Source organism: Umezawaea sp. (assembly GCF_057122925.1).
Genome location: NZ_DBNGPQ010000103.1, coordinates 1 through 21,561 on the forward strand (window position 1 = coordinate 1; position 21,561 = coordinate 21,561).

The 21,561-nt window shown below is 73.1% G+C and carries 20 protein-coding genes and 1 rRNA gene; 20 read left to right on the forward strand and 1 reads right to left on the reverse strand.

The annotated features are described in order from the left end of the window. Positions 1 to 190 precede the first annotated feature (190 nt). From rrf to AC156L_RS23950, 19 genes are all read left to right on the forward strand, one after another. Positions 191 to 307: ribosomal RNA gene (gene rrf, locus AC156L_RS23860) — 5S ribosomal RNA — on the forward strand. Between the two features lie 88 nt (positions 308 to 395). Next, positions 396 to 2,885 carry a hypothetical protein gene (locus AC156L_RS23865; protein ID WP_484407279.1) on the forward strand — a complete coding sequence of 830 codons (2,490 nt, stop codon included), beginning with the start codon at positions 396 to 398 and terminating at the stop codon, positions 2,883 to 2,885. Further along, positions 2,882 to 3,676 (forward strand): HAD-IIA family hydrolase, encoded by a 795-nt coding sequence (locus AC156L_RS23870; RefSeq protein WP_330874097.1) that lies wholly within the window; start codon positions 2,882 to 2,884, stop codon positions 3,674 to 3,676. Before AC156L_RS23865 ends, AC156L_RS23870 begins: the two co-directional genes overlap by 4 nt. A 247-nt stretch (positions 3,677 to 3,923) precedes the next feature. Next, a complete protein-coding gene (locus tag AC156L_RS23875; protein ID WP_330874098.1) occupies positions 3,924 to 5,183 on the forward strand; it encodes a hypothetical protein in 1,260 nt (419 codons plus the stop codon). Continuing rightward, positions 5,068 to 5,742 carry a response regulator transcription factor gene (locus AC156L_RS23880; RefSeq protein ID WP_330874188.1) on the forward strand — a complete coding sequence of 225 codons (675 nt, stop codon included), beginning with the start codon at positions 5,068 to 5,070 and terminating at the stop codon, positions 5,740 to 5,742. The genes AC156L_RS23875 and AC156L_RS23880 overlap by 116 nt, the downstream gene beginning before the upstream one ends. Next, a complete protein-coding gene (locus AC156L_RS23885; RefSeq protein WP_330874099.1) occupies positions 5,739 to 7,136 on the forward strand; it encodes a sensor histidine kinase in 1,398 nt (465 codons plus the stop codon). The genes AC156L_RS23880 and AC156L_RS23885 overlap by 4 nt, the downstream gene beginning before the upstream one ends. 191 nt (positions 7,137 to 7,327) lie before the next feature. After that, complete coding sequence (locus AC156L_RS23890; protein WP_330874100.1) at positions 7,328 to 7,501, forward strand: hypothetical protein; 174 nt, start codon at positions 7,328 to 7,330, stop codon at positions 7,499 to 7,501. Positions 7,502 to 7,505: 4 nt separating this feature from the next. Next, the gene (locus AC156L_RS23895) at positions 7,506 to 8,315 is read left to right on the forward strand and encodes a TlyA family RNA methyltransferase (protein WP_330874101.1); all 810 of its coding nucleotides are present in this window, start codon (positions 7,506 to 7,508) and stop codon (positions 8,313 to 8,315) included. Further along, positions 8,312 to 9,208, forward strand: coding sequence for an NAD kinase (locus AC156L_RS23900; protein ID WP_330874102.1), 897 nt, complete (start codon positions 8,312 to 8,314; stop codon positions 9,206 to 9,208). Before AC156L_RS23895 ends, AC156L_RS23900 begins: the two co-directional genes overlap by 4 nt. Positions 9,209 to 9,291: 83 nt before the next feature. After that, positions 9,292 to 11,079, forward strand: coding sequence for a DNA repair protein RecN (gene recN, locus AC156L_RS23905; RefSeq protein WP_330874103.1), 1,788 nt, complete (start codon positions 9,292 to 9,294; stop codon positions 11,077 to 11,079). An 11-nt stretch (positions 11,080 to 11,090) separates the two neighbouring features. Continuing rightward, positions 11,091 to 11,969 carry a hypothetical protein gene (locus AC156L_RS23910; protein ID WP_330874104.1) on the forward strand — a complete coding sequence of 293 codons (879 nt, stop codon included), beginning with the start codon at positions 11,091 to 11,093 and terminating at the stop codon, positions 11,967 to 11,969. Then, a complete protein-coding gene (locus tag AC156L_RS23915) occupies positions 11,966 to 12,517 on the forward strand; it encodes a hypothetical protein (RefSeq protein ID WP_330874105.1) in 552 nt (183 codons plus the stop codon). Before AC156L_RS23910 ends, AC156L_RS23915 begins: the two co-directional genes overlap by 4 nt. A 130-nt stretch (positions 12,518 to 12,647) precedes the next feature. After that, positions 12,648 to 13,256, forward strand: coding sequence for a hypothetical protein (locus AC156L_RS23920; protein WP_330874106.1), 609 nt, complete (start codon positions 12,648 to 12,650; stop codon positions 13,254 to 13,256). Continuing rightward, positions 13,253 to 13,843 carry a hypothetical protein gene (locus AC156L_RS23925; protein ID WP_330874107.1) on the forward strand — a complete coding sequence of 197 codons (591 nt, stop codon included), beginning with the start codon at positions 13,253 to 13,255 and terminating at the stop codon, positions 13,841 to 13,843. The genes AC156L_RS23920 and AC156L_RS23925 overlap by 4 nt, the downstream gene beginning before the upstream one ends. A gap of 63 nt (positions 13,844 to 13,906) precedes the next feature. Next, on the forward strand, positions 13,907 to 15,091 hold the full coding sequence (gene steA, locus AC156L_RS23930) for a putative cytokinetic ring protein SteA (protein WP_330874108.1): 1,185 nt from the start codon (positions 13,907 to 13,909) through the stop codon (positions 15,089 to 15,091). Next, the gene (locus AC156L_RS23935; protein ID WP_330874109.1) at positions 15,088 to 16,026 is read left to right on the forward strand and encodes a copper transporter; all 939 of its coding nucleotides are present in this window, start codon (positions 15,088 to 15,090) and stop codon (positions 16,024 to 16,026) included. The genes steA and AC156L_RS23935 overlap by 4 nt, the downstream gene beginning before the upstream one ends. A gap of 125 nt (positions 16,027 to 16,151) precedes the next feature. Beyond that, complete coding sequence (locus tag AC156L_RS23940; protein WP_330874110.1) at positions 16,152 to 17,852, forward strand: CTP synthase; 1,701 nt, start codon at positions 16,152 to 16,154, stop codon at positions 17,850 to 17,852. Then, on the forward strand, positions 17,849 to 18,475 hold the full coding sequence (locus AC156L_RS23945) for an NUDIX hydrolase (RefSeq protein ID WP_330874111.1): 627 nt from the start codon (positions 17,849 to 17,851) through the stop codon (positions 18,473 to 18,475). Before AC156L_RS23940 ends, AC156L_RS23945 begins: the two co-directional genes overlap by 4 nt. 875 nt (positions 18,476 to 19,350) lie before the next feature. Continuing rightward, the gene (locus AC156L_RS23950) at positions 19,351 to 19,704 is read left to right on the forward strand and encodes a DUF2752 domain-containing protein (protein ID WP_330874112.1); all 354 of its coding nucleotides are present in this window, start codon (positions 19,351 to 19,353) and stop codon (positions 19,702 to 19,704) included. On the opposite strand, the gene AC156L_RS23955 is transcribed toward AC156L_RS23950, so the two are convergent. Next, positions 19,693 to 20,301, reverse strand: coding sequence for an NINE protein (locus AC156L_RS23955; RefSeq protein ID WP_330874113.1), 609 nt, complete (start codon positions 20,299 to 20,301; stop codon positions 19,693 to 19,695). The two genes, AC156L_RS23950 and AC156L_RS23955, sit on opposite strands and share 12 nt — an antisense overlap. 79 nt (positions 20,302 to 20,380) lie before the next feature. On the opposite strand from AC156L_RS23955, the gene ald reads away from it, so the two are divergent. Continuing rightward, complete coding sequence (ald, locus tag AC156L_RS23960; RefSeq protein WP_484407282.1) at positions 20,381 to 21,490, forward strand: alanine dehydrogenase; 1,110 nt, start codon at positions 20,381 to 20,383, stop codon at positions 21,488 to 21,490. Positions 21,491 to 21,561: the final 71 nt, after the last annotated feature.

Consider the following 21,561-nt stretch of genomic DNA (forward strand, 5'->3'; position numbering starts at 1 on the left):
CTGGGTTGATAGGCCGGAGATGGAAGCCTAGTAATGGGTGGAGTTGACCGGTACTAATAGGCCGAGGACTTGTTTTCGAAGGTGCTACGCATCCACTGTGCGGTTCTGAAAGAACCGAACCGGACCACATGGTCCCAGGCCTGTAGGGGTCTGTGGGTTGTGTGCCTACGGGTTGGTAATTTCATAGTGTTTCCGCAGTCATAGCGGAGGGGAAACACCCGGTCCCATTCCGAACCCGGTAGTTAAGCCCTCCTGCGCCGATGGTACTGCACTGGTGACGGTGTGGGAGAGTAGGTCGCTGCGGGACTATTATTCCCTGAAAGGGCTTGTGATGGGGGCACATCGTATGTGCTCAAATCACAAGCCCTTTTCGGCGTGTCCATAGGAGGAATCAGGTGTCCAGGTTCGGGGAACGTCCCGGCGACCGTCAGCGTGGCCAGGGAGACCGACCGCGCCGTTCCGATGGTGGTCCAGCCCAGAGCGATCGCAAGCCATCCAGTGGTGGTCGTGCGACCGGTGCAGAGCGCGCGGCGGGTTATCCGCGGCGCGATGACAAGAACGCCCCCAGCTCGGCCGATCGGCCGAAGCGCGACCAGCGCGGGTCCTCCGGCGGCGGTGACCGTCGCGACTTCAAGTCCCGCGACGACCGTCCGCGCTACGACAAGCCTCGTGGCACCGGCAGCTCCGGCAGTGGTGGCGGGTACCCCCGTCGCGACGACCGCGCGGGCAGCGGTTCCGGCGAGCGTCGTGAGTACAAGCCGCGCACCGAGGGCAGCGGCGGCTACCCGCGTCGGGACGACCGCTCCGGCGGTGGCGAACGGCGCGAGTACAAGCCCCGTGACGACCGTTCCGGTGGCGGTGAACGCCGCGAGTACAAGCCGCGCGACGACCGTCCCCGCTACGACAAGGCGCGTGACGACCGCGGTGGCAGCACCTACCGCAAGGACGACGCCCCGCGCGGCGGCGGCTACCAGCGCGCCGGCGGTTCCGGTGGGTCGGGCAGCTCCTACAAGCGCGACGACCGCGGTGGCGACAGCCGTCCGGACTTCCGCTCGCGCAACGGCGGCACCCACCAGCGCGACAACCGCGACGGCCGCCCCGACTTCCGGCCCCGCGTCACGGGATCCGGCAGCAGCTTCAAGCGCGACGACCGCTCCGGCGGCGGCGAGCGCCGCGAGTACAAGCCCCGCACCGAGGGCAGCACCAGCTACCCGCGTCGGGACGAGCGCGGCGGCATCTCCAGCAACGGCAACAGCCGCTACCGCAGCACGGACGACAAGCCGCGCTACGACAAGCCGCGCGACGACCGCTCCAGCGGCGGCGACCGTCGGGAGTTCAAGCCCCGCACCGGTTCCAGCGGCTACCAGCGTGACGACCGCCCCCGCTACGAGAAGTCGGGGGACGACCGCGGCGAGCGTCGCGAGTACCCGGCCCGCGACAGCGCTCCGCGTCGTGACGACAGCGGTCGCAGCGGCTACCAGTACCGCGACGACAAGTCCGCGGGCGGTGAGCGGCGCGAGTACAAGCCCCGCGAGGACCGCGGTGGCGACCGTCGTGAGTACAAGCCGCGCACCGAGGGCAGCGGCGGCTACCCGCGTCGGGACGACCGCTCCGGCGGTGGCGAGCGCCGCGAGCACAAGCCGCGCACCGAGGGCGGTGGCGGCTACCCGCGTCGGGACGACCGTGCGGGCACCGGCGAGCGCCGCGAGCACAAGCCGCGCGACGACCGCGCGAGTGGTGGCGAGCGTTCGGACTACAAGCCGCGCGACGACCGCTCGGGCAGTGGCGAGCGCCGCGAGCACAAGCCCCGTGACGACCGCGGCCCGAGCAGCTACCAGCGGGACGACAAGCCGCGCTACGAGCGCGCGGGCGAGCGTCGCGAGTCCCCGGCTCGCGAGGACCGTCCCCGGCACGAGAAGCCGCGGCACACGAAGCCCCGCGAGGACTCCCCCCGTGAGGACCGCAAGGACGACAAGCGCGACGAGCGCAGCCGTCAGCGGGCCGCCCGGTTCCAGGAGCGCACCCCCCAGTACGGGTCGGGTGAGGCGTCCGAGGCCACCGGGTCGGACGAGACGCCCGTCGCCGTAGCGGCGGACGCCGACGTCGAGGGCGTGGACGCCGTCGAGGCGCCCGAGCAGGAGTCCGCTCCCGCCGCTCCCGCCGCCGAGGAGGGCTACCAGCGGGCGCGTGCGCCCGAGCTGCCGCCCGAGGCGGACATCTCGGCGCTCGACCCGGAGATCAAGGGCGAGCTGCGGGGCCTGCCCAAGGGTCTCGCGGAGATCGTCGGCAGGCACCTGGCCGCCGCGGGCCTCCTGGTCGACACCGACCCGGTGCTCGCGCTGGAGCACGCCCGCTACGCCCGCGGCAAGGCCGCGCGCATCGGCGTCATCCGCGAGGCCGCCGGCCTCACCGCGTACCACGCGGGCGAATGGGCCGAGGCGCTGTCCGAGCTGCGTGCCGCGCGGCGCATGTCCACCGGCACCGGCCACGTCGCCGTGATGGCGGACTGCGAACGCGCGCTCGGCCGCCCCGAGCGGGCGCTGGAACTCGCCCGCGAGGTCCAGGGCCAGCCGCTGTCGCCGGACGAGGCCGTGGAGCTGCGGATCGTCGCGGCGGGCGCCCGTCGCGACATGGGCCAGTTCGACGCCGCCGTGGTCGCGCTCCAGGGCGCCGACCTCGACGCCAAGCGCCGCGACCCGTGGAGCGCCCGGCTGTTCTACGCCTACGCGGACAACCTGGAAGCGGCGGGTCGCGCCGAGGAATCCGTACAGTGGTTCCTCCACGCGGCGGAAGCCGACGACGAGAACGAGACCGACGCCGCCGAGCGCGCGTTCGGGCTCGGGATCATCGAAGAAGACGACGACGAGGAGAACGCGGAGCAGTGACCGAGACGTTGTTGGCACGCTACGACGCCCTGCTGCTCGACCTCGACGGCACCGTGTACCGGGGCAGGGAACCGGTACCGGGTGCGGCTGACGCCGTCGCCTTCGCCCGCTCGCAGGGCGTCGGCATCAGGTACGTGACCAACAACGCCTCGCGCGCTCCGCAGCCCGTGGTGGACCACCTCGTCGAGATCGGCTTCCAGGCCGCCCTCGACGAGGTGAGCACCAGCGCGCAGGCGGCGGCGGCGATGCTGGCCGAACGCCTGCCCGCCGACACCGCCGTCCTGGTCCTCGGCACCGAGGCCCTGGCGGACGAGGTCCGCACCGTCGGCCTGCGCCCCGTGCGGGAGGTCACCGACGAGGTGGCCGCCGTCGTGCAGGGCCTCTCCCACGACATGGGCTGGCGCGAACTCGCCGAAGCCTGCGTCGCGATCCGCCGAGGGGCCCTGTGGGTGGCCTGCAACGCGGACGTCACCCTCCCGACGGAACGCGGCCTGCTGCCCGGTTGCGGCGCGTTCGTCGCGGCCCTCAAGGCCGCCACCGACCGCGAACCGCTGATCGCGGGCAAACCCGCCACCCCGCTGCTGGAACAGGCCGCCAAGTCGCTCGGCGCGGAACGGCCCCTCGTGGTCGGCGACCGCCTCGACACCGACATCGCGGGAGCCGTCAACGCGGGCATGGACTCGCTGCTCGTGCTCACCGGCGTCTCCACCGAGGCCGAGGCGCTGGCGCTGCCCGCCGACCGCAGGCCGACCTACATCGCCGCCGACCTCTCGGTGCTGCTGGGCCAGTAGCCCTGATCCGACCGCCCTGGTCTGGTGTGGACACGTCCACACCAGACCAGGGCGGTTGTGCTTGTCCGACCACGGTGGACTGTCGGGAGCTGCCCGTCGTCGTGCGGTGGGACCCGGGAGTTCGCTGGGAACTCCCCCCTGCCCGGCTGGGCTCCCGGCGCTCGTCCACGGGGTTCGCGCCGGTTTCCCAGCGGACTCCCAGGAAACGCCCAGGGGAGCGCGATTCGGCGCGCATACGTTGTCCCCCATGGGAAACGGGAAGACACAGGAAGTCCTGGCCGGGGCGGTGACCGGGGTGCTGGCGTTCGTCGCCGCGGGAGTCGTGGCCGCTGTCGGGGTGGCACTGCTCGGTGTCGGGTCGGTCGTCGGCCACGCGGTCGCCGTCGTGGCGTCGGCCGTCGGGACGCCGCTGACGCTGGTGCCGAACCTGCCCCGCGCGGGGACGGCGCTGGAGGTCGACGTGCGGCTCCACGCCGTCGCCACGGGGGTCGCCGCGGTCGGCGTCCTGGTTCTCGTGCTGGGTTTCCGCCGTCAGGCGGGTGCGGGGGCGATGGTCGGCGCCGCCGCCGCGGTCGCCGTGCTGGTCGGCTCCTCGACCGCGGCGACGGCGAGCGCCGCGCTGTCCGCCGAGCCGCTGTCCGCCGAGCCGCTGTCCGCCGTGCTGCTCGCCGGTCTCGGCGTCGTCGCGGTCTGGGCGCTCTGCCGCGCGCCCTCGGCGCTGCGCCCCGCCCTCTCGGCCACCTCGCTGGTGCTGGGCGTGGCCGCGGTGGTCACGACCGCGGCCGGTGCCGTGGTGGCCCAGCGCCAGGACGCCCGCGCCGTGGGGGCCGTGCTGCTGGGCGGGCCGAGCGCGCTGTTCGCGGCGATCACCGCGGGCCTCGGCGTGCCCTGGTCGGTCGACGTCGACCCGCGGGTCACCGGGCTGCTCGGCGGGGTGCTGCCCGACCTGCCGTCGACGGACCTGCCGACCTGGCCGTTCACCGCGCTGGCCTGCGTGCTGCTGCTGGTGTGCGGGACGGTGGCCGCGGCCAGGGCACCTGTCTCGGGCGCGACGGACCTGGTGCTGCGCAACGCCGCCGCGCTGGGGCTGGTCTTCGGCGCCGCGTCGGCCGTGATGGTGCTGGCGGCGTCGCCGGACCTGGACCTGCTGGTGTCGGCGCGGGGGTTCGTCTTCCTGGAGACCACAGCCGGCGTGGGCGGACCGGTCTGGACCGCGGTGGCGCTGGGGCTGGTCGCGGGCGCGTCGGCCGGTGCCCTCGGCGCGCTGCTGCTGGTCGCCGTCCGGCGCGCGGACGGCCCGTACCCTGGTCGAACCGGCTCGGGGGAAGTCTTCGGGGGAGTTGCGGATGGCGTCCAGGGAACACCACGGGCAGCGGGCGACCCGGCTGCTGGTGGTCGAGGACGACCCGACGCTGCGGGAGCTGCTCGCGGCGAGCCTGCGGTTCGCCGGGTTCGAGGTCGCGACGGCGGTCGACGGCGCGGCAGCCCTGGAGCTGGCCGGGCGTGAGCCGCCCGCGCTCGTCGTGCTGGACGTGATGCTGCCCGACATCGGTGGTCTCCAGGTGCTGCGGCGGTTGCGCGCCGCGCACGGCGAGGACCTGCCCGTGCTGTTCCTCACCGCCCGCGACACCCCGGAGGACAAGGTCGAGGGCCTGTCGGCGGGCGGGGACGACTACGTCACCAAGCCGTTCCGGCTGGAGGAGCTGATCGCCCGCATCCACGCCGTCCTGCGCCGCGCCGGGCGGTCGGCGCGGGCCGTCGGCGCCCCGCTCGCCGTGGGCGACCTGGAACTGGACCCGAACGCCCACCTGGTGACCCGCGGCGGTGAGCGCGTGGAGCTGTCGCAGACCGAGTTCAAGCTCCTGCGGTACCTCATGGAGCACGCCGACCAGACCGTGGCGAAGTCGCGGATCGTGCGGGACGTGTGGAACTACGACTTCGGCGGCGACCCGAGCATCGTCGAGTCCTACGTCAGCTACCTGCGGAGGAAGGTCGACCGCGGCGACCGGAAGCTGATCCACACCGTGCGCGGCGTCGGCTACGTCCTGCGCACCCCGAGGCCGTGACCGTGCTCGGCCGCGTCCCGCTCAGCGCCCGCCTGCTGGTGATGACGTCGGCGCTGCTGGCCGTCGGGATGGTCGCCGCGGGCGCGCTGGTGCTGGCGTCGCTGCGCGAACCGCTGGTCGCGCGGGTGGACAGCCAGGTGGGGGTGGCGGCCGAACTGGTGTCGCGGTTCTCGCCGGAGGCGATCGGCGCGCTGCGGCCGGAGGTGCCCGCGAGCACGACCAGCGCCCTGGACCTCGTGTCCGACGTCACCGTCGTCTACTCGTTCGCGGACGGCCGCCCGGACCGGGCGTTCCGGATCGGGGCCGCGGGCGCCGACCCGCCGGTGGCCGCGTTCGACCCCGACGAGTGGCGGGTCGTCGCCGTGCCCGCGCGCTACCAGGGGGGTGACGGCGTGACCGTCACCGTCGCCGGGTCGCTGCGGGACGTGGACGCGATCGTCGACCGGGTCCGGACGACCTGCTACCTGATCGGATCGGTGCTGCTGGCGCTGCTCACGGGGCTGGGGTACCTCGTGCTGCGCGCGGGGTTGAGGCCGCTGCGGCAGATCGAGGCCACGTCGGCGGCCATCGCGGCAGGGGACACCGGTCGCCGGGTGCCCGCCGTGGCGGCACCCACGACGGAGGTCGGCAGCCTGGCCGCCACGGTCAACGGGATGCTGGACCGCCTCGACCGGGCGGCGGAGGCGCGGGCCGAGTCGGAGGCCAGGACCCGGCGGTTCGTGGCCGACGCGGGCCACGAGCTGCGGACCCCGCTCGCGGGCATCAGCGGGTCCACCGAGCTGTACCGGATGGGGGCGCTGCCGGAGCGGGCGGACGTGGACCGCACGATGGACCGGATCGAGCGGGAGTCGCGGCGGCTGGAGCGGCTGGTGGACGACCTGCTGCTGCTGGCCCGCTTCGACGAGGCCGCGCCGGTGCCGCGCCTGGAACCGATGGACCTGCGGGCGGTGGCCGTGGACGCGCTGCACGACCTGCGCGCGCTGGACCCGACCCGGCCGACGACGCTCACCGGTCCCGGCGGGGGCGCGGTCGGACCGGCGCCGGTGCTGGGCGACGAGGCGCGGCTGCGCCAGGTCGTCACGAACCTGGTCGGCAACGCGGTCCACCACACGCCCGCGGGGACGGCCGTGCGCGTCGGCGTGGGCACGGTCGACGGCTGGGGCGTGATCGAGGTGGCCGACACGGGACCGGGGCTGTCCGACGACCAGGTCGACCGGGTCTTCGAGCGGTTCTACCGGACCGACGGGTCCCGGAGCCGGGTGGACGGCGGAGGGGCCGGTCTCGGGCTGGCCATCGCGAAGACGCTCGTGGTGGCGCAGGGCGGTCGGCTGACCGTCACCACCGCGCCGGGCGGGGGAGCGGTGTTCACCATGGCCCTCCCCGGTGCGAGCTGACCGCGGCGGGCTCGGCACGCCGGGGTCGACGGGCCGTCCACCCCGCCGAGGCCCGCTCGACACCCCGTGCCCGCACAGGGTTCACCCCCGTTTCTACGTGGGCCGCGCCCGGTCGGTTCACCCCCGGCGCGGGAAGCGCCCTACGCCACTCTCGCGCGTGTTCCCGCACGCCGATCAGCTACCGTGAACGCGTGAACGTCGACGTTCCCCTGCCCGGTCCGCCGGTCGACCCCGTGGTGGGGATCGACTCGGCCATCGCCGGCCTGGAGGGCTTGGAGCACCTGGAGATCGTGGACCACGTGGCGAGGTTCGACATCGCGCACACGGCGCTGACCGCGGCGCTGTCGAGCATCGACAAGGTCTGATCCGGTGCCTCGTAGGTCTCGGCTCGACGCCGAGCTGGTGCGGCGCGGCCTCGCCCGGTCCCGTGAGCACGCCAGCCAACTGGTCACCGACGGTCGGGTCACCGTGCGCGGCACGGTCGCCACGAAACCCGCCACCGCCGTCGAGATCGACGCCGCGGTGGTCGTGCGCGCCGACGTGGACGACCCGAACTGGGCGTCACGGGGCGCGCACAAGCTCGTGGGCGCGCTGGAGGCGTTCTCCGACATCGCCGTGGACGGCGCCCGCTGCCTGGACGCGGGCGCGTCCACCGGCGGCTTCACCGACGTGCTGCTCCGCGCGGGCGCGCGGCAGGTCGTGGCCGTCGACGTCGGCCGCGGGCTGCTGGACTGGCGGCTGCGCACCGACGAGCGGGTCGTGGTGAAGGACAAGACGAACGTCCGCGCGCTCACGCCGGAGGACGTCGGGGGGCCGGTCGACCTGATCGTCGCCGACCTGTCGTTCATCTCCCTCAAGCTGGTGCTGCCCGCGCTCAAGTCCTGCCTGGAGCCGGACGGCGACCTCGTGCCTATGGTCAAGCCGCAGTTCGAGGTCGGCAAGGAGCGGCTCGGGTCCGGCGGGGTCGTCCGCGACCCCGAACTGCGGGCCGACGCCGTGCTCACCGTGGTCGCCGCGGCCGCCGAACTGGGGCTGCGCCTGCACGGCGTCATCGCCAGTCCGCTGCCGGGGCCGTCCGGGAACGTCGAGTTCTTCGTCCGGCTGCGGCTGGGCGACCCCCTGGACGCGGAAGCCGCCGCCGCGCTCGTCCGAACCGCTGTCGCGGAAGGGCCCCAATGACCGATCGGGAAGTGCTCCTCGTCGTCCACACCGGGCGGCAGAGCAACATCAAGCTGGCCATGGAAGTGGCGCTGCGCTTCGCGGAGGCGGGGGTGCGGCTGAGGCTCCTCGACGAGGAGGCCCCGCAGCTCTACCCGTGCTGCTCCATGAGCATCGTGCCCGCCGACGACAAGGCCGCCGAGGGCACCGAACTCGTGTTCGTGCTGGGCGGTGACGGCACGCTGCTGCGCGCGGCCGAACTCGCCCGCGCGGCCGGGGTGCCGGTGCTGGGCGTGAACCTCGGCCGGGTCGGGTTCCTCGCCGAGGCCGACTCGGACATGCTGCACGAGGCCATCACGCACGTGATCGACCGGCAGTACCACGTCGAGGAGCGGATGACGGTCGACGTGACCGCCTCCGTCAACGGCGTCGAGCTGGTGCGGACGTGGGCGCTCAACGAGGCCAGCGTCGAGAAGAGCTCCCGCGAGCGCATCCTCGACGTGGTGGTGGAGATCGACGGCCGCCCGGTGTCGGCGTTCGGCACCGACGGCGTGCTGTGCGCGACGCCGACCGGGTCGACCGCCTACGCGTTCTCCGCGGGCGGGCCGGTCGTGTGGCCGGACGTGCAGGCGCTGCTGGTGGTGCCGAGCAACGCGCACGCCCTGTTCGCCCGGCCGCTGGTCGTGTCGCCGCGGTCCACCGTGGCGTTCGAGGTCGACCCCAACGGCCACCCCGCCGTGCTGTGCTGCGACGGCCGCCGGACCTACGACCTGCCCGCCGGGACGCGGGTCGAGGTCGCGGGCGGTGAGACGCCCATCAAGCTCGTGCGGCTGCGGGAGGGACCGTTCGCCGACCGGCTGGTGGAGAAGTTCTCGCTGCCGGTGCAGGGCTGGCGCGGACCATCGGTCGGCTGACGGCACCGCTGGGACACGCGGTCGTGACCGGATTCGCCTCCCGAGGCACCCCTCTGTCGGTGCGTGCGGCTAGGGTTCGCCCTGTGTTGGCCGAGATGCGCATCCAAGGCCTCGGTGTGATCGATGAGGCAACCCTGGAACTCGATGCCGGGTTCACCGTCGTGACCGGCGAGACCGGTGCGGGCAAGACCATGGTCGTGACCGGGCTCCACCTGCTGGGTGGTGGTCGGGCCGAGGCGTCGAGAGTGCGCACCGGTGCCGACAAAGCCGTGGTGGAGGGCCGTTTCAGGGCACCCGCCGGCAGCCCGGCCGCGAAGGTCGCCGATGAGGTCGGCGGCGAACCGGACGAGGACGGCACCGTGATCGCGGTGCGCACGGTCGGGGCGGACGGCAGGTCGAGGGCCCACCTCGGCGGTCGCTCGGTGCCGGTCGGCGTGCTCGCGGAACTCGCGGAGCAGCTCCTCGCCGTGCACGGGCAGAACGACCAGTTGCGGCTGCTGCGGCCGTCGGAGCAGCGGGCGGTCCTCGACCGGTTCGCGGGCGACGACGTGGCCGAGCCGCTCGGGCAGTACCAGCGGCTGCGCGAGGAGTGGCTGCGCGTCGCGAACGAACTCACCGAGCGCTCCGAGCGCTCCCGTGAACTGGCCCGCGAGGCGGACCTGCTGCGCCACGGGCTCGACGAGATCGAGTCGGTCGCCCCCAAGCCGGGGGAGGACGTCGAACTCGTCGACGAGGCCCGCAGGCTCGCGGACGCCGACCAGCTGCGCGAAGCCGCGACGGGCGCGCAGTACGCGGTCAGCGGCGCGGCCGACGGCGACCCGGACAACCCCGGCGCGCTGGGGCTGATCGGTGAGGCCCGCAGGCGCGTGGCGACGTCGGAGGACCCGGCGCTGCGCGGGCTGGAGGCGCGGCTGATCGAGGCCGCCGCCGTGCTGGCCGACGTGGGCTCCGAGATCACCTCGTACCTCGACCACCTCGACGCCGACCCGAACCGCCTCGAGACGGTGCTGGCCCGGCAGTCCGAGCTGAAGCACCTGACCCGCAAGTACGCCGCCGACATCGACGGCGTGATCGCGTGGGCCGAGAACGCGACCGAGCGGCTGTCGACGCTCGACACCTCCGACGAGGCGCTGGCCGCGCTGGCCGCCCGCCGGGACGAGCTGGCCGCCGAACTCGCGGTGTACGCGACCCAGGTGTCCGAGGCGCGCGCGAGCGCCGCCGAGGAACTGGGCAAGGAGGTGTCGGACGAGCTGACCGGGCTCGCGATGCCGCACGCGAACATCGAGGTCGCCGTGCACCCCCGTGCCGCCGAGAAGGGCGACGCGCAGGCGTTGCAGGTCGGGAAGGTGCTGCTGCACGCGGGTGCCAGCGGCGTGGACGAGGTCGAGCTGCGCCTCATCGCGCACCCCGGTGCCCCCGCGCTGCCGGTGCACAAGGGCGCGTCCGGCGGTGAGCTGTCACGGGTGATGCTCGCGCTGGAGGTCGTGCTCTCGCACTCCGACCCGGTGCCGACGCTGGTGTTCGACGAGGTCGACGCCGGGGTCGGCGGTCGGGCCGCGGTGGAGGTCGGCAGGCGGCTCGCCCGCCTGGCGCGCAGCCACCAGGTCATCGTCGTCACCCACCTCCCGCAGGTCGCGGCGTTCGCGGACCGGCACCTGGTGGTGGACAAGACGGCGGACGGGATCCTCACGCGCAGCGGCGTCCGGGTGCTGGACGAGTCGGAGCGCGTGGTGGAGCTGGCCCGCATGCTCGCGGGCATGGACTCGACGGACACCGGCCGCGCGCACGCCGTGGAACTGCTCGCGGCGGCCAAGGCGGACAAGGACAGCGCCCCGGTCGTGCGGCGCAAGACGCGTAAAAAGGTCACATGAATCCAGCCGGGATGAACCGACGCCTCATCGGAGCGGTCGCGCTGGCGCTGGGCGCGGTCGCGACGATCGGTGGCGTCCTCCTGCCGCTCTACCGGGAGACCCGGACCTTCCCTGGGCAGAACTCGTCCCTGGTCGTGACGGCGTTCGGCAGCACCGGCGCGGGGGCGTCCAGCCCCGGCTTCGGGGTTCCGCTCGTGCTCGCCGCCCTCCTGCTGCTCGTGGCCGCCGCGCTGGTGTTCCGCGAGACCCCGTCGACGCCGCTCGGGCGGATGACGGCCATCGCGGGCGCCGCCGTGCTGCTGGGCGTGGCCTGGTCGGTCTACCTGTTCGTCACGAACCAGGCGGCCGTCGCGGTCGTGTCCGTGCCACCGGGCGGGCAGCTCGTGCAGACGCTCGACGTCGGCCTGGTGCTGCTCGGCGTCGGGTGGGTCGTCGGCACGCTCGGCGCCGTCCTCGTGCAGGACCTGCCCGAGGCGGACACGGCCCAGGCGGAGCTGAGGGAACGCGCCGAGCGCGTCCGCGAGAGGGTCCGCGCCCCCGAGGAGTCGCGGGAGACGGTCCGGACGCCCGCGCGCGACCCCGAGCCGGAACGCGAGCGGGAACCCGCGCGCTCCGCGTCCGGCCGTCGGCGCAGGCACGCCCTGCGGGAACGCGACGAGGAGCCGGAGAACGACGAGGCGGTCATCTACAAGCTGCCGGACGTGTCCGTCGACGACGTGGACACCCCGCCGCTGGGCTTCCCGCCCGCCGAGTTCGGTCCCTCGGAACCGGAGGAACCGGAGTCGTACGGCTTCCCGCCCGAGGAGTTCGGGCCGCAGGGCCCGGAGGACGAGCCGGAGCCGACCACCCGCGTGACCCTCGACCCGGTCGACCCGCCCCGTCGCTCGTGAGGCAGCGGCTCGGCGTGTTCTCGTTGCTGGCGGGCGCGGTGCTCGTGCTGGTGGGGTCGCTGCTGCCGCTGTACCGCCAGGCCTACCGGCTCGCCGAGCAGCTGGAGTTCGAGGTGACGGCCTGGAACGTCCGCACCATCACCGGGCCGCAGCCCGACAGCGACGAGTTCCGGTCCTCGGTGCAGTACGGCGTGCCGCTGGCCGCCGCCGCCGCGGTGCTCGTGCTGGCCGCGCTGTTCCTGGGTCACCGCCGGCTCGGTGCGGCGGCGCGGTTCCTCGCGGCGGGTGTGCCGCTGATGCTGGTCGGCGCCGTGTGGGTCGTGCTCCAGGTGTACCTGCGGCTGGCCGAGGGCAACCGCCGCGTCGACCCGATCACCCTCACCTCGCCGGGGCTCGGCCTGTGGATCCTCGGCCTCGCCTGCCTGGTCGCCCTCGCCGGGGGTGTCCTGGTGCAGCGCGTGCCGGACCGCGCCGAGCCCGAGCCGGACCCCGAGGCCGCGGTGGTCCACCGGCTGCCCGACGCGGAGGACCGCGAGCAGGTCTCGTAGTGCTGTGCGTCCCCGACCGGCGTTCGGGCAGAGTGGGGGACGAGTGGAGCTCGGACCGTCGAGTGGGGGCGCGGTGGAACAGGCGGACGTCGGGGGAGGTCCTGCGCGCGGGAGCGGGGAGACGACGCGGGTGAGGTTCGTGGTGGGCGCGGCGGCGCTGGGCGCGGGCGCGGTGCTCGCGGCCGTCGGGGCGACGTTGCCGGTGTTCGAGCAGATCCTGATCTTCACCCCCGGTCGGGAGACGTTCTCGATGACCCTCTGGGGCTACGAGTCGTCGATCGACACCATCGAGCTGGACGAGGGCGGGATCGAGTTCGGGGTGCCGGTGGTCGCGTCGGCGGTGCTGCTCGCCGTGTCGGCGCTGCTGGTGCTGGCCGCGCCGAGGCTCCCGGTCGGGATCACCCGGCCCGTGGCCGTCGCCGCGATCGGGTCGGCCGCCGTGCTGACCGGCTCCGTGTGGACCGTGGGCCAGGTCGTGCTGAGGGGTGTGCGGGGCATGGGCGGCGGCGCGGACGAGGGGATGGAGACGGTCGTCGGTGCGGGCACGGGCGTGCTGGTGCTCGCCTGCGTCGTCGCGCTGGCGGGAGGGCTGCTGGTGCAGCCGTGGTCGGCGCGGGAGCGCGCGCCGCGACCGGAACCCGCGGGAGCGGTGGTCTACCGGCTGCCCGACGACGAGGCGGACACGCCCACACCGCCGTTCGGGACCCCCGCTCCCGGCACCGCCGGGGGTGGCTCGTGAAGCGGATCGCCGGCGTGGTCCTGCTGCTCGCGGGCGCGGTGCTGACGGCGGCGGCGTCGTCGCGGCCGCTGTACGAGACGAAGCGCTTCGACAGCGGGTACCGGTCCGGGGCGCGGTTGACCCCGTGGGGCGGCGAGTACACCACCCCCGGCGGTGCGGTCGAGGTCGACCCGTTCCCGATCCTGCTCGGCGTGCCGTCGGTCGTGGCGGCGGTGCTGCTGGTGCTCGTCGCGGTCCTGGAACTCGTCTCGGCGCGGATCCCGGCCCGCGCGGCACCGGCGGTCGGGGTGGCCGCGGTCGTGGCCGCCGCGCTGCTCGTCGGCACGGTGTGGAGCATGTGGCAGATGGTCCTGTCGGCGATTTCGCGGGAAGACCCCATCGGGGGGAGCGCCGTGACCGTGGTGGGCTCCGGGATGGTGCTGCTGCTGATCGCGGCCCTCGTCGCGGTGGCGGGTGCCCTGCTGGTCCAGCGGCGGCCGGAGCCCGCGGTCGCCTACCAGGTTCCGTTCGACGACGACACCGATACCCCTCCGATGGGGACACCGATTCACCCATCAGTGTCCACAGAGGAATCATCACCCGGCTGAGCTGCTGAGACCGGTCGGCGTGGCTCCGGTGCGCTCGCCCGTGGATCAGCCACCATCGGGTCCATGAAGCTCTCCGGGTTGCTCAGCCGCACGAACCACGACCTGCCGGGTGCCATCGGCGTCGCTCGGGTCGACCGCCGCGCGGGCGACCTGCTGAGGCGGCTCAGCCCCGGCGACGTGGCGGTCCTCGACCAGGTCGACATCGACCGCCGCACCGCGGAGGCGCTCGTCGCCGCCGAGGTGGTCGGGGTGGTGAACGCCTCGCCGTCGATCTCCGGCCGGTTCCCGAACCTGGGGCCGGAACTGCTGATCGAGGCGGGCATCCCGCTCATCGACAACGTCGGCAGCGCGGTGCTGCGCGACGTCAAGGACGGCACGAAGCTGCGGCTGCTCGACGGCGTCGTCTACGTCGGCGAGACCGAGGTCGCGCGCGGCGACGAGCAGAACGCCGAGTCCATCGCCGACGCCATGATCGAGGCCAAGGCGGGCATGGCCGCGCAGCTGGAGGCGTTCTCCGCCAACACCATCGAGTTCCTGCGCCGCGAGCGCGCCCTGGTGCTCGACGGCATCGGCGTGCCCGAGCTGTACGTGCCGATGCGCGACCGGCAGGTGCTGGTCGTCGCGGGCGGCCCGAGCCACGCCGACGAGCTGCGGCGGCTGCGCAAGTACATCCGCGAGTACCGGCCGGTGCTGGTGGGCGTCGACGCGGGCGCGGACACGCTGTTCCACGCGGGCTACGAGCCGGACGTCATCGTCGGCGACCCGGACGGCATCGGCACCGCCACGCTGAAGGCGGGCAAGGAGGTCGTCGTGCCCGCGCAGACCGACGGCCACGCGCCCGGCCTGGAGCGCATCCAGGACCTCGGCATCGGCGCGGTGACGTTCCCGTCCTCCGGCAACGCCGAGGACCTCGCGCTGCTCATCGCCGAGGCGCACGGTGCGGGCCTCGTCGTGACCGTCGGCGTCCAGGCGGGCCTGCGGGAGTTCCTCGACCGCGGCCACTCGGGCTCCAACCCGTCCACGTTCCTCACCCGGCTCAAGCTCGGCAGCAAGCTGGTCGACGGCGAGGCCGTCGTCGCCCTGCACCGCAGCCGGGTCTCGTTCGGCGTGATCCTCCTGCTGGTGCTGGCCGCCGTGCTCGCGATGGTCGCCGCGGTGGCCGTCTCCGGCGTCGGCCACGTCTACGTCGACATCGCCGTCGACGCGTTCCGCACCGTCTCCGACTGGTCGAAGGGGTTGTTCTCGTGATCTCCCTGCGCTACCACATCGTCTCGATCACGGCCGTCTTCCTGGCGCTCGCGGTGGGCGTCGTGCTCGGGTCGACCGCCATCAGCAGCAGGCTGCTGTCCGGCCTGAGCGACGACAACGGAGCCCTGGGCAAGCAGGTCGTCGACCTCCAGTCCGAGCGCAACGCGCTGAACGCCAGGCTGTCCGAGGCCGACCGCTTCGCCACCTCCGTCGGCCCGCTGTCGGTCAAGGGCCAGCTCGCCGACCGCACGGTCGTGCTGGTCACCACCGCCGACGCGCGTCCGGGCGACCGCGACTCGCTGGCCGCGCTGCTGCGCGCGGCAGGCGCGTCGGTCACCGGTGAACTCCAGCTCACCGACTCCTTCGCCGACCCCCGCAAGGCCGACCAGCTCCGCGACCTGGTCGCCCGCCTGCAACCCGCGGGCACCCAGCTGCCCACCGCGTCCGACCCCGGCACCCGCGCGGGCGGCCTGCTGGGCACCCTGCTGCTGCTCGGCAAGGACAGCGACGAACCCCAGGCCACCGCGGACGAGATCGCCTCGGCGCTCGGCGGGCTGACGGGCGCGGGCTTCGTGAAACCCGGCCAGGGCCTGCGCCCGGCGCAGCTCGCCGTCGTGCTCACCGGCGGCGCGGCCGTCGGCGACTCGGCCGGTGACCGCGCCGCGACCGTCGCCCGCTTCGCCATCCAGCTCGACCGCTCCGGCGCGGGCGCCGTGCTCGCGGGCGGCGCGGGCTCCGCCGACGGCACCGGCGGCATCGGCATCGTCCGGGCCGACACCGCGGCCACCTCCGTGCTGTCGACCGTCGACAACGCCGACTCGGCGGCGGGCCGCGTCGTCACGGTGCTCGCGCTGCGTGAGCAGCTCGACGGCAAGTCCGGCCGCTACGGCGTGGCGGGCAACGCCGAGTCCCCGGCACCAGGTCAGGCCGGTTGATTAACCCATTCGAGTGAAGTGCTCGCGTGGTGCGTGCGGTGGGGCCCGGCGCGCGCATGTTAGCGTTGTGGCCCGTGGACAGGGGTTATCCCCTTTCGGAAATCTTTCAGACCACGGGAGCCTCGTTGGTGCTTCAAGCACGTACAACCAAGCACGTCTTCGTCACCGGAGGCGTCGCGTCCTCCTTGGGCAAGGGGCTCACCGCTTCCAGCCTCGGCCAGTTGCTGACTTCCCGTGGTCTGCGGGTGACCATGCAGAAGCTCGACCCCTACCTCAACGTCGACCCCGGCACGATGAACCCGTTCCAGCACGGCGAGGTGTTCGTCACCGACGACGGTGCCGAGACGGACCTGGACATCGGCCACTACGAGCGCTTCCTCGCGCGCGACCTGTCCGGCGAGGCGAACGTCACGACCGGCCAGGTGTACTCCGAGGTGATCGCCAAGGAGCGCCGCGGCGAGTACCTGGGCGACACGGTGCAGGTGATCCCGCACATCACGGACGAGATCAAGCGCCGCATCCGCGCGATGGCCGAGCCGGACGCCGAGGGCCTGGTGCCGGACGTCGTCATCACCGAGGTCGGCGGCACGGTCGGCGACATCGAGTCGCTGCCGTTCCTGGAGGCCGCGCGGCAGGTGCGCCACGACGTGGGCCGCGACAACGTGTTCTTCCTGCACGTGTCGCTGGTGCCCTACCTGGCGCCGTCCGGTGAGCTGAAGACCAAGCCGACGCAGCACTCCGTCGCCGCGCTGCGCAACATCGGCATCCAGCCCGACGCGATCGTGTGCCGGGCGGACCGGGAGATCCCGGACGCGCTCAAGCGCAAGATCGGCCTCATGTGCGACGTCGACAACGAGGCCGTCGTCGCGGCCGTCGACGCCCGGTCGATCTACGACATCCCCAAGGTGCTGCACGGCGAGGGCCTCGACGCCTACGTCGTGCGCAGGCTCGACCTGCCGTTCCGCGACGTCGACTGGACCGTGTGGGGCGACCTGCTCGACCGCGTCCACAACCCGACCGAGACCGTGCGGGTGGCGCTGGTCGGCAAGTACGTCGACCTGCCCGACGCCTACCTGTCGGTCACCGAGGCCCTGCGCGCGGGCGGGTTCGCCCACCGCGCCAAGGTCGAGGTCGTGTGGGTGCCGTCCGACGAGTGCCAGACCCCGTCCGGCGCGGCGCACGCCCTCGCGGGCCTGGACGCCGTCCTCGTGCCCGGCGGCTTCGGCGTCCGCGGCATCGAGGGCAAGATCGGCGCCATCACCTACGCCCGCACCAGGGGCATCCCCGTGCTCGGCCTGTGCCTGGGGCTCCAGTGCATGGTCATCGAGTCGGCCCGCAACCTCGCCGGGATCGAGGACGCGGGTTCCGCCGAGTTCGAGGAGGGCGGCACGCCGGTCATCTCCACGATGGCCGACCAGCAGGACGTCGTCTCCGGTGAGCGCGACATGGGCGGCACCATGCGCCTCGGCGCGTACCCGGCCAAGCTGACCCCCGGTTCCGTGGTGGCCCGCGCGTACGGCTCGACCGAGGTGTCCGAGCGCCACCGGCACCGCTACGAGGTCAACAACGCCTACCGCGACAGGCTGTCCAAGGCGGGTCTGGTCTTCTCCGGCACGTCCCCCGACGGCAGGCTGGTGGAGTTCGTCGAGCTGCCCGCCGACGTCCACCCGTTCTTCGTCGCCACCCAGGCCCACCCGGAGCTGAAGTCCCGGCCGACCAAGCCGCACCCGCTGTTCGCGGCGTTCGTCAAGGCGGCCCTGGACTACCGGCTGGCCGACCGCCTTCCGGTGGAGCTGGCCGAGGTCACCACCGCGGGTGCCAAGTGACCGCCGCGGGAGCGCACGAGTTCCGCACCGTCGCCACGCGGGACGTGCACATCGGTCGCGTGGTCGGGCTCCGCGTCGACGAGGTGGCCATGCCGGGCGGCGGCACGGCGCTCCGCGAGGTCGTGGAGCACCTGGGCGCGGTCGCCGTCGTGGCACTCGACGACGACGGCCAGGTCGCGCTCATCCACCAGTACCGCCATCCGCTCGGGCACCGCCTGTGGGAGCTGCCCGCAGGTCTGCTCGACTCCCCGGACGAGGAGCCGGTCGAGGGTGCGCGGCGGGAACTGGCCGAGGAGGTGGGCCTGGCCGCGTCCCGATGGTCCACTTTGGTCGATGTTGCCGCGTCGCCCGGTTTCACCGATGAGGTGGTGCGGGTGTTCCTGGCGCAGGGATTGTCCACTGTGGATCGGGAGTTGCAGGGGGACGAGGAAGCCGATCTGGTGATCCGTCGTGTGCCGTTGGCGGAGGCGGTGCGGATGGCGTTGGCCGGGGAGATCGTCAACGGCGCGGCCGTGGGCGGGTTGCTGGCCGCGCAGGCGGTGATGGCGGGAGCTGAGGCGAGGCCCGCGGACGCACCGTGGCCGGACCGCCCGCACACGTTTGCGGCACGCGCGCAGGCTTGATCCTTCCCGAACTCGGGGCCGCCGTTGGTGGCCCCGAGTTTGTTTTACGAGGGTTCGGGATACTGTATGCAATCTTCATGAAGGGTATGCGCGGGGGAGGGGGACTGCGTACGGGGGCCGCGGTGTGAGGTGGTGCTCGGTAGGGCGGGCGGTGATGTCGGGGTGGTGCCGGGCAGGGCAGGTTGGTGCAGGGGGCAGGGTCGCGCGGGGCAGGGTCGCGCGGGGTGGTGTCGGCCGGAACGGTGTCGGGCGGAACGGTGTCGGCCGGGGTGTCGCTGGCAGGACGGTGTCGGCCGGGGTGGCGCCGGCAGGACGGTGTCGGCCGGGGTGGCGCCGCGCGGAACGGTGTCGGGTGGCGCGGGTAGGGCAAGGCGATGTGGAGCAGGGCGGTGTGGCCACGGGTTTTGTGCTAACTGGATGCGAGCTTCTGCATTCAGGATACTGTATGCAATCATTCTCTCCGGCGGGGTCTTGCGGCGGGTTGGTTCGGTGGTTGGCGGCGAGTTGGTGATCAGGCCGTCGGGTAACTGAAAAGTCGCACAGTTCGACGAGTTGGCGGCGCACAACCTCATGGCCGGATGGTGGGCCAATCGTTCTGGCTGCCTGGTGCGCATTTGTTGGAAATCTCAGCCAGGCTACCGGCGTCACGTCTTGGCAAGTCATCATTGCCGCATGAACTGGGATCTCCGCATTGTGCCCTGAACCTGTGGCCGATTTTGCTCGGGGGATTGACCCTTGCCCTCGTCGATCCAGAGGTTCCCGAGTCACCTCAGCCACCACCGCTGGAACTCGACAACGCCATGCGCCACACTCACCACCGGAGGGAGGCCAAGCCCATGACCCCGACCCGCCTGAGGAAAGCCGCAACCGGCCCCGTGGCCACAGCGGTAGCGGCAGCGGCAGCCGCCACGGCCCTCTACTTCACCAACCCGACCAACCCCGGCTCCTGGCTCCCGAGGTGCCCGTTCAACTTCCTCACCGGCCTGGACTGCCCGGCCTGCGGTTCGACCCGCATGGTCTACGCCCTGCTCCACGGAGACCTGTCGGCCGCCTGGCACTACAACCCGGTGATGCTCACAGCGGGCCTCCCGTTCCTGGCCTGGCTGTGGCTGAGGTGGTTCCGGGCCGATCGAAAAGGCGCCAGAACCACCCCTCTGCCCCCTCGGGTCGGGCAAGTGGTGATAGCGGTGGGCCTCACCTGGGCCATCACCCGGAACCTAATCGCGTAGCCGTCGCCCCTGGGCGTCCGTGCCGCCGTTGACGAGCAGCAGAATGCCGTCGACCAAAGCCCAGATCCCACATCCGCCGCACGTCAACAACTGCGCGATGGCCATTCCCGTGTGCCCGGTGTAGAAACGCCCGATCCCGAACGTCCCGATGAACAGTTGCAGAACCCCGGCGACGACCTTCGACTTGTCCGACAGCGGATACCCGGTCAACGGATCGATCCCGTACGGCGCGTACGGCACCTGGTAACCGGGCGCGGTCCCGTAGCCCTGCCCGTACCCCGGCTGCCCGTACCCCGGTTGCGCGTAGCCGGAGGTCCCGTAGCCGGACGTCCCGTGATCGGGCGCACCCCCGAACGGCGGCGGCGCGTACGGCGGCGGAGGCTGCTCGGCCAGGAACGGCGGGTGCGGCTGGGGAAGGTCGGTGAACAGCGAGCCCAGTTCCGCGACCGTCTGGGCGGCGGACGCGTAGGAGACGCGCTGCTCGTACTCGCCGATCTCGATCCGCCCGGCGGCGAAGTGGTCGTTGAGGGCGCGGATGGCTTCTTCGCGCTGCTGGTTGCCGATGCGCACGGGGTTCGGCTCGAAAGGTCCTGACACGGCCGGAACGGTAGTCGATGAGGCCTGGTGAGCACTGCCGAAACGCGCCGGAACACCACTACGGGCCTACTCTGGACCGGTGCTGGTCGGCGTTCCGCGCGAGGTGAAGAACCACGAGTACCGGGTGGCCGTGACGCCCGCCGGGGTCGTGGAGCTGGCACGCCGCGGTCACGAGGTCCTGGTCGAGACCGACGCGGGTGCGGGCTCGTCCATCCCCGACGGCGAGTTCGTCGCCGCGGGCGCGCGGATCGCGCCCTCCGCGGACGACGTGTGGGGCGAGTGCGAGCTGGTCCTCAAGGTCAAGGAGCCGGTGCCGGAGGAGCACCACCGGATGCGGCCCGGCCAGACGCTGTTCACCTTCCTGCACCTGGCCGCGAGCGCGGACTGCACCCGCGCGCTCGTCGCGTCCGGGATCAACGCCATCGCCTACGAGACCGTGCGGCTCCCGGACGGCTCGCTGCCGCTGCTGGCGCCGATGTCGGAGGTCGCGGGGAGGATGGCCGCGCAGGTCGGCGCGCACTGCCTGGAACGGGCGTCCGGAGGGCGCGGCGTGCTGCTCGGCGGTGTGCCCGGTGTGCCCGCGGGCAAGGTCGCGGTGATCGGCGCCGGGGTCGCGGGCCTGAACGCGGCGGCCATCGCGGTCGGGCTCCAGGCCGAGGTCGTGGTGCTGGACACGAACGTCAACCGGTTGCGGCAGATCGACTTCACCTACCGCGGCCACCTCCAGACCGTCGCCTCCAACGCCTACGAGGTCGAGAAGGCCTGCCGCTGGGCCGACCTGGTGATCGGCGCGGTGCTCGTGCCGGGCGCGAAGGCCCCGTCGCTGGTGAGCAACGACCTGGTGGCGGCGATGCGGCCCGGTTCGGTGCTGGTGGACATCGCGATCGACCAGGGCGGCTGCTTCGCGGACTCGCGGCCGACCACGCACGACGCCCCGACCTACCGGGTGCACGAGTCGCTGTTCTACTGCGTGGCGAACATGCCCGGCGCGGTCCCGCACACCTCGACCTGGGCGTTGACGAACGTGACCCTGCCCTACGCGCTGTCGTTGGCCGACAAGGGTTTCCGCCAGGCGGTGCTGGACGACCCGGCGCTGGCCAAGGGGGTCAACGTGGTGCGCGGGACGGTGGTCCTGCCGGAGGTGGCCCTCGCGCACGGCCTGCGCCACGGCTCACTGGCCGACCTCTGACGGCGCGACCCCGACGACACCTGCTCCGACGACGCGGCCCGGCGAAGTGACGCGGCCCGGCGAAGCGGCAC